Genomic DNA, 253 nt, shown 5'->3' with positions numbered 1-253 from the left:
ACCTTCTTCTCCCCCCCAGCAAACTCCCCAACATCCCGCGTACAATCTGATTCGTCACTTGGCGAGCGGCGCTTTTGGCCATTGTTTGCACCACACCATCTTTCTTCCCGCCGCGTGGTCCGGTAGTGCCGAACAAAATATCCTTCAATCCACCAAGAATGCCGTCATCCACCGCTACCTCTTTCCCTTTCGCGGGAGGATTATTTTGCTGCTCGGTACTGGCCTGAAAGCCTTTTTGCAACATCTCATAGGC

The 253-nt window shown here is 53.4% G+C and carries 1 protein-coding gene; it reads right to left on the bottom strand.

The genetic code is table 11. From position 1 onward, the window contains the following. The coding region (locus V5P19_RS24075) for a helicase HerA-like domain-containing protein (RefSeq protein ID WP_334408063.1) at positions 1-253 on the bottom strand (253 nt) is incomplete at both ends.

It is taken from the genome of Enterobacter sp. UNJFSC 003 (assembly GCF_036903355.1).
Taxonomy (GTDB): Bacteria; Pseudomonadota; Gammaproteobacteria; order Enterobacterales; family Enterobacteriaceae; genus Enterobacter.
The sequence above is the reverse complement of the archived record's forward strand: the minus strand, read 5'-3'. Positions and strand labels throughout refer to the sequence as shown.